Here is a 6137-nt window from a genome sequence, read left to right as displayed (position 1 = left end):
CGGCGTAGGTAACTTCTACGTCAAGCGCATCTCGTCCATCGACTACACCGACCTTCCGGACACCACGACCCAGACTCTCGGCAACGACCTTGCGGTCATCACGACCGCCGCGACCGTTGCAAAGAATACGGCGTTTGGAGACGGCACGGTTCCGCCATCTTTGGCTGGGGCCAAGCTTGCTTCATTCGTTGTCCAAGGTGGAGTAGCGGAAGATGCGCGAATTTCAAGCGTGAAGCTTGATTTCGTTGGTGCTGACGACGCAACATCCGTTTCTAACCTTGTTCTTAAGGTGAACGACGTACAGCAGGGCATCGCGGTAGGCGCCCCGACAATGACGGGCAATACCTACTCGGTGAACATTAATGTTCCGAAATCCACACCGGTTATTGTCGACGTCTTTGGCGATGTGAAGGCTGATGCGGTGAAGGAAACCACTACTGCACAGCTTCGCATTCCGGCAGCGGGTCTTACGATGATTGGGCTTTCAACGTCCAACTCGATCACCCCGCCGACAAATGCGGAGGCTCTCCAGACGGTAACCTTTGGCGCAGGAACCCTTAAGATCACCAAAGACTCGTCAAGCCCGGTTGAGCAGATTCTCACTCCGGCAAACGGCGTTCTTATGGGAACCTGGAAGTTTGAAGCCAAGAATGAAGACTTGAGTCTTAAGAAAGTAACCTTCACGGTTCTTCGCGGCGATGGTCTTCCGGCTTCGAACGCACCAACTGGCAACTTCGGACAGCTATCCCTCAAAGATGGCTCAACGACTCTTGCTACAGGTTCGTTGGTAAACCAGAGCGTGGTCTTCAGCGGATTTAACCTGACGATTCCTGCCTCGGGTAGTAAGAATCTCTCGCTCTACTCGGATCTTACTTCATCGGGCACGCAATCCCCTGGTTCTATCGCCATGTGGACCATTGCAACCGATACCACCCCGACCGATATTGACGTGACCGGCTCTGCCGGACAGCTCACGAAAGCCAATATCGACGGCGGCACGAACTCGGCAGGAGCATCTGGCGCTGAATCGACGTTTGCCACCTCCACCCGCTTCCTGTATCACAACTCGAAGCCCGTGGTTGCAGCAGCGTCCAACACGCCTTCCGGCTCCAAGACCCCACAGTCTACCGACACGCTCTTCATCTTCACCATTACCAACTCGGGTACGCGTGATATGAGGATCTCGTCGCTCTCTGTGACGGTCTCTGTCTCGGGTAACATGACCAACGGCGCTTCAGTGGTCTCCGACATCGACCTCTACGACGGTACACAGAAGATCGGCGACAACGGAAAGAACTTCAGTGGCGCAGACACCTTCACCTTCCTTGGTGGCGCTTCCGGTACGAAGGAGTTCGTGTTCAACACTTCCAACGACACCACGAACAACTCGTTTGACAACTTCGTCATCTCGGCAGGCGCGTCGAAGACCTTCACCCTGAAGGCCGACACGTCCAATGTCCGCGCAGGTCTGACCACCAGCCTTGCGACCGTCTCAACGAAGGTCAACGGGACGACCGGATTCAGCACCGGAACGACGTGGAACGAGGGTGACGTGGAGTACTACTACACACCGGTGTTCGCAACCGAACAAGGCCCGTTCTCGAGTTCCGACTCGTACCCGGTCAACGGAGGCACGCTGACGTACTAGGAAAATAGTGTTATCATTAAAAATAAAGGGTAGTAACCCTTTGTTTTCAGCGCTCGCTCGGAAGTACAAAAGAGTACTTTTGTACTTCTCTCGCCTCGCTTGAAAATAATAAATCATGGTAACCTCGGTGACTTTCTGTTGCGGTAATACAGCAGAGAGCTTGCACCGAGGTGGCCAATATAATGTATGAGTCACGCTATCACCGATCCGCCTATTGCGCGGAAGATGTTCGGAGAGACTGGGTACTGGACCTGGGTATGGGTTGCACTACGTCTTTATATTGGCTATGCGTGGGTTACCGCCGGGTGGCATAAAATAGGTGACCCGAAGTGGATGGATGGCGGTTCCGCGCTGAAAGGATTTTGGGAGCGAGCTATCGCAGTACCTCCGGCTCCTGCCAAAGCGCTTATCACTTACGGGTGGTATCGCGATTTCCTTGAAGCGATGCTTGCCGGAGGGCACTACACGTGGTTCGCAAAATTTGTCGCAACAGGAGAACTTCTTATCGGCGTAGCACTTATTATAGGGGCTTTCGTGGGCATTGCGGCGTTCTTTGGCGCTTTCATGAACTTCAATTTTATGCTTGCGGGAAGCGCATCAACAAACCCCGTTCTGTTTTTTGGCGGGATATTGCTTATTCTTGCATGGAAAACCGCAGGGCATTGGGGGCTTGATCGGTGGTTCTTGCCTCGTTTGGGGACTCCATGGAACCGTAACGTCACTGAAGCAGGTCAGACTTTTCAACGAGGAAATGGTTCATCTTGAACGCGGGTCACGGCATACGGATGTACAAAAATAGGCCTGCAGATCAGATGCAGGCCTATTTGTATGCGCGCGTCCCGGATGTATGGTTTTCCACGAGTGCTTTGTATTCCATTGCTATATGTATTGCCGAATTGCTTTTTTGGAGATATGCTACGCATTGATTCTTATGTGCTTTACTGTTCCGCTGCGTGTTATAAAAAAGGATGGCAAGTGGGCGCTCCTGGATGATGGCCGCAAGGTTTTGCTGCACATGACGCCCAAGGTCCGCATTGGCGGCTGGGTGCTGGCGCAGGCTAATCTTGCGGTTGCAACCATCACGAAGCGCGAAGCGCTATCCATACGGAAGCTCATTAGAATTACTTCTAAAAAAATCACCGTATGACCCCACAAATAAAAACAGGTATTGCGCTTGCGCTCACAACAGCCCTTATTTCTGGTTTTTCGAATTTTTTGAGCAAGATTTCGGTGAGCGTTATGAAAGACGCGGTGCTGTTCACCACGCTCAAAAACATCGTTGTTGCATTAGCGTTCTGCGGCATTGTGCTCATGGCGCCATTTTTACGAAAACGCATACGGCTGCTTACCAAGAACGAATGGATAAAACTTATTGCTATCGGTGCGATTGGCGGCAGCTTGCCATTTGCGCTCTTTTTTACCGGTCTGCAACAAACTTCCGCGCTCAACGCGTCACTCATCCATAAAACGCTTTTCTTATGGGTGGCGCTGCTTGCCGTTCCGTTTTTGCGTGAACGCATCGGTTGGCTGCAGGGCGCGGCGCTGGCATTTTTTGCCATAGGTAATTTATTGGTGGGCGGGTTCCAGGGTTTTCGCTATAATATCGCAGAAGTTCTGATTTTTGGCGCAACACTTCTGTGGGCCATCGAACAGATTATCGCCAAAAAAGCTCTCGCAACGTTGCCACCCATGCTTGTCGCGGGAGCCCGCATGCTATTGGGATCGCTTATTCTTGCCGCATACATTCTTGTGCGCGGCGGAGGAGGCGCAACTTTAACGCTCACGGGCGCTCAATGGATTTGGACGCTGATTCCCGCAGCACTGCTTTTGGGCTACGTGCTTACCTGGTATGCGGCGCTTTCCCGGCTTCCGGCCGTGGCAACCGCAAGCTTGCTTGTGCCGGCAAGCCTTGTTACCAATATGCTCTCCGCGGTCTTTATTACCCATACATCGCCGCCATATGCCGTATACGTTGCGGCAAGTTACGTGCTTGCCATTGTTGCAACTATCTTTGCGCTGAGAAAAACCGCAGCGAACGTACCACGACCCACAACGGCATAATGCTCTATGAATGTTCGAGGACTGCTTACCTGTGCCCGGTATGCATTTGCGCCAAATTACCTCAAGTATTGCGGTCCCGATGAGAATCGGACCATTTTTCAATATTGCGCAGCACAGGACGCCGACGAAGGCCTGCAGCAGCTCTTGGAAGAATTCGGCACGCTCTATCCTTATCTGCGTTTTATCGCACAGATAAACGGTATTGAAGACCCGTTCGATCCGCGCGTGGTGGAGGCGTATTGGGTGGGGAACCGGTTGCTTGAAAGGGTTGGAAAGGCAGAGTTTGCGGGGCATCTGCTCGATACACAGCAGCTTAAAAAGCGGTTGAGTGCCAAATCGCGCGATTGGCTTCTCACAAAAATTCCACAGGGAGCATATCCCATTCATGCGTTTCATGTCCTTAATGTGTTTACACGCACGGGACATCACACCGTGCCCCACACTATTGAAACCATGGACCAATGCCGCATAGGGTGGGGGCGCGTGGCACGCAGAGACGGTGAATTTCTGGCTGTTATGGCGCGTTCTTTGGTGCTCGAGAACGGAAAACTCGCGCTTGGGAAACCCAAGGAGCGTTTGGTGCGGATTGAATATAAAAACACCGGCTTGCCGGTGCGCGCTAACATAGGCCAGTGGGTGTCATTTCACTGGGGGTGGGTATGCGATACGCTCACCGACCGGCAAAGGAGAAACCTTGCACGCTACACGATGCTCAATATGGAGCTTGCGAATAAAACCCTTTAAACCCCTATGAGAATTTATGTATTTGGCAATGCCGATCTGCAGAGCGATTCTCTCCCGCACAAGATCGTGCCGGCGCTTGCAAAACGATTTCCGAACATACAATTTATACCCACCGACCCCAATGAACTTGGGCTTGCGCCCGAAAACCCCTGGTGGATCATGGACACCGTAAAAGGCATTGAGCGCGTAACGCTTTTCAAAGACCCTTCGCGGATACGTGCCACGCGCCGCGTTTCCGTGCACGACTACGATCTTGGCATGCACCTGGCGCTACTTGGCAAGGTGCACAAAAATCTCTCCCTATGCATCATAGGGGTACCTCAGGGCATGAAAGAGGCGCAAGCGATTGAGGAAGTCGGGAAGGTCCTTACCAGTTTCTCCGATGCCGGCTAGCTAAGCCAATTCACCTCCAAAAAATGCGCTGCGCAGCTCATACACGGGTCGTATGCGCGGATGAGTTTTTCTATCTCGTGCGAGAGCGCTGCGTGCTCCATGGTAATATTTTCTTCCACGAGATGCGCGATGTCACGCTCAATGGGAATTTGATTCTGTCCGGTGGGTACGATCACTTCTCCTTCCCGGACTTTTCCGTCAGCGGTAAGGTACAGCTTATGGAATAGTACGCCGCGGGGCGCTTCTACCACGCCAATGCCCACGCTCTCGCGATATACAGGCTTTTGCGGCATCTCCGGGAGAAATTCGGTTTTGAGCACATCAAGCGATTCATCGATCGCCTGGAGAATTTCTATAGCTTGCGCCAGATTCATGTCATGCACGTTGTCCGATGGAAAAATGCTTATGGCCCCATTCGCATCGCGCTTGGTTGCAGGGTGTAGTTTTTCTTTTGCGAGGTTCATGCGAGAGAGAGCTCCCACACGATACATTTCACCCTCAAAAATATATGCAGAAGCCTCGGAGTAGGGAACAACCACGTGCTCCAAGTGTTCCCGCAGGTTTTGCTCGGGTATTACCACGCCTTTTGAATTATGGAGCTCTCCTTCAAGATATCCGTATGTGTCGCTCAAAAGCGCGACATACTGCGTTTTGCGCTCAAAAACGAACCTTCTGTTCATAAAAAGGTCGATAAGCCGCAGCACTGCCGGGCGCACTTTTTGTAACTCTTCAACCACTGCCGGTATGTCTTTTTTCTCGGGTGTGTGCAGGAATCCACCGATAGTAGGGTATGGCGCGTGCACGGAGCGTCCCGCAACGAGCATCGAGAGGTGGTTTCCCGCCGATTTCACCGCAAATGCATCATGTAAGATTTCGTGTTCTTCCGGGTTTTTTTCATCGAACTGCAGAAGCGAGTCGCGGTTGAATAAGTCGGGCATCACGAACAGATATAAGTGCAGTGCGTGGTCGCGAATAATAAGGCCGTTTACAGTAAGTCTCCGAAGCGCCATGGTCTGAGGCGAGGGTATTATGCCAAGCCCATGTTCTATAGCCTCGATGCTGGCCATGAGATGCGCATTGGAACAAGTACCGCAGATGCGCGCGAGTAGCTGCGGCACGCCCATGATCGCCTGTCCGCGGATCGCCTGGGTATAAAAACGTTTATACTCCAGTATTTGAAACTGGGTTTGCACCACCTTGCCGCCGCGTACGGTAATGTCGAGACGGGCATGTCCCTCTACTTTTGTTATCTCTTCCAGCGAAAGATTGAAATCAACCTGATGCATAAATA

7 protein-coding genes are annotated in these 6137 nt (G+C 52.2%); 6 read left to right on the top strand and 1 reads right to left on the bottom strand.

What is annotated here, in order from left to right; all coding sequences use genetic code 11:
* From Q7S09_01855 to Q7S09_01830, 6 genes are all read left to right on the top strand, one after another.
* Positions 1-1648, top strand: a 1648-nt coding sequence (locus Q7S09_01855) for a hypothetical protein (protein ID MDO8557920.1), incomplete at its 5' end; no start/stop codon positions are given.
* Between the two features lie 186 nt (positions 1649-1834).
* Entirely contained in the window at positions 1835-2413 is a 579-nt protein-coding gene (locus Q7S09_01850; GenBank protein MDO8557919.1) for a DoxX family protein, read from the top strand.
* 166 nt (positions 2414-2579) lie between these two features.
* Positions 2580-2795, top strand: coding sequence for a HypC/HybG/HupF family hydrogenase formation chaperone (locus tag Q7S09_01845; GenBank protein ID MDO8557918.1), 216 nt, complete (start codon positions 2580-2582; stop codon positions 2793-2795).
* Positions 2792-3709, top strand: a complete 918-nt coding sequence (locus tag Q7S09_01840; GenBank protein MDO8557917.1) for a DMT family transporter — start codon at positions 2792-2794, stop codon at positions 3707-3709. The genes Q7S09_01845 and Q7S09_01840 overlap by 4 nt, the downstream gene beginning before the upstream one ends.
* A gap of 6 nt (positions 3710-3715) precedes the next feature.
* On the top strand, positions 3716-4453 hold the full coding sequence (locus tag Q7S09_01835; protein ID MDO8557916.1) for a DUF6390 family protein: 738 nt from the start codon (positions 3716-3718) through the stop codon (positions 4451-4453).
* Positions 4454-4459: 6 nt separating this feature from the next.
* On the top strand, positions 4460-4846 hold the full coding sequence (locus Q7S09_01830; protein MDO8557915.1) for a hypothetical protein: 387 nt from the start codon (positions 4460-4462) through the stop codon (positions 4844-4846).
* On the opposite strand, the gene Q7S09_01825 is transcribed toward Q7S09_01830, so the two are convergent.
* Complete coding sequence (locus Q7S09_01825) at positions 4843-6132, bottom strand: nickel-dependent hydrogenase large subunit (protein ID MDO8557914.1); 1290 nt, start codon at positions 6130-6132, stop codon at positions 4843-4845. The genes Q7S09_01830 and Q7S09_01825 overlap by 4 nt on opposite strands.
* Positions 6133-6137: the final 5 nt, after the last annotated feature.

The organism is bacterium, assembly GCA_030649025.1.
Lineage (GTDB): Bacteria > Patescibacteriota > Minisyncoccia > JAUYLV01 > JAUYLV01 > JAUSGO01.
The sequence above is the reverse complement of the archived record's forward strand: the minus strand, read 5'-3'. Positions and strand labels throughout refer to the sequence as shown.

Excerpts from the sequence above, each read along its gene's own strand:
- Q7S09_01850 (MDO8557919.1), top strand. The coding sequence starts at position 1,835 with ATGAGTCACGCTATCACCGATCCGCCTATTGCGCGGAAGATGTTCGGA.
- Q7S09_01845 (MDO8557918.1), top strand. The coding sequence starts at position 2,580 with ATGTGCTTTACTGTTCCGCTGCGTGTTATAAAAAAGGATGGCAAGTGG.
- Q7S09_01840 (MDO8557917.1), top strand. The coding sequence starts at position 2,792 with ATGACCCCACAAATAAAAACAGGTATTGCGCTTGCGCTCACAACAGCC.
- Q7S09_01835 (MDO8557916.1), top strand. The coding sequence starts at position 3,716 with ATGAATGTTCGAGGACTGCTTACCTGTGCCCGGTATGCATTTGCGCCA.
- Q7S09_01830 (MDO8557915.1), top strand. The coding sequence starts at position 4,460 with ATGAGAATTTATGTATTTGGCAATGCCGATCTGCAGAGCGATTCTCTC.
- Q7S09_01825 (MDO8557914.1), bottom strand. The coding sequence starts at position 6,132 with ATGCATCAGGTTGATTTCAATCTTTCGCTGGAAGAGATAACAAAAGTA.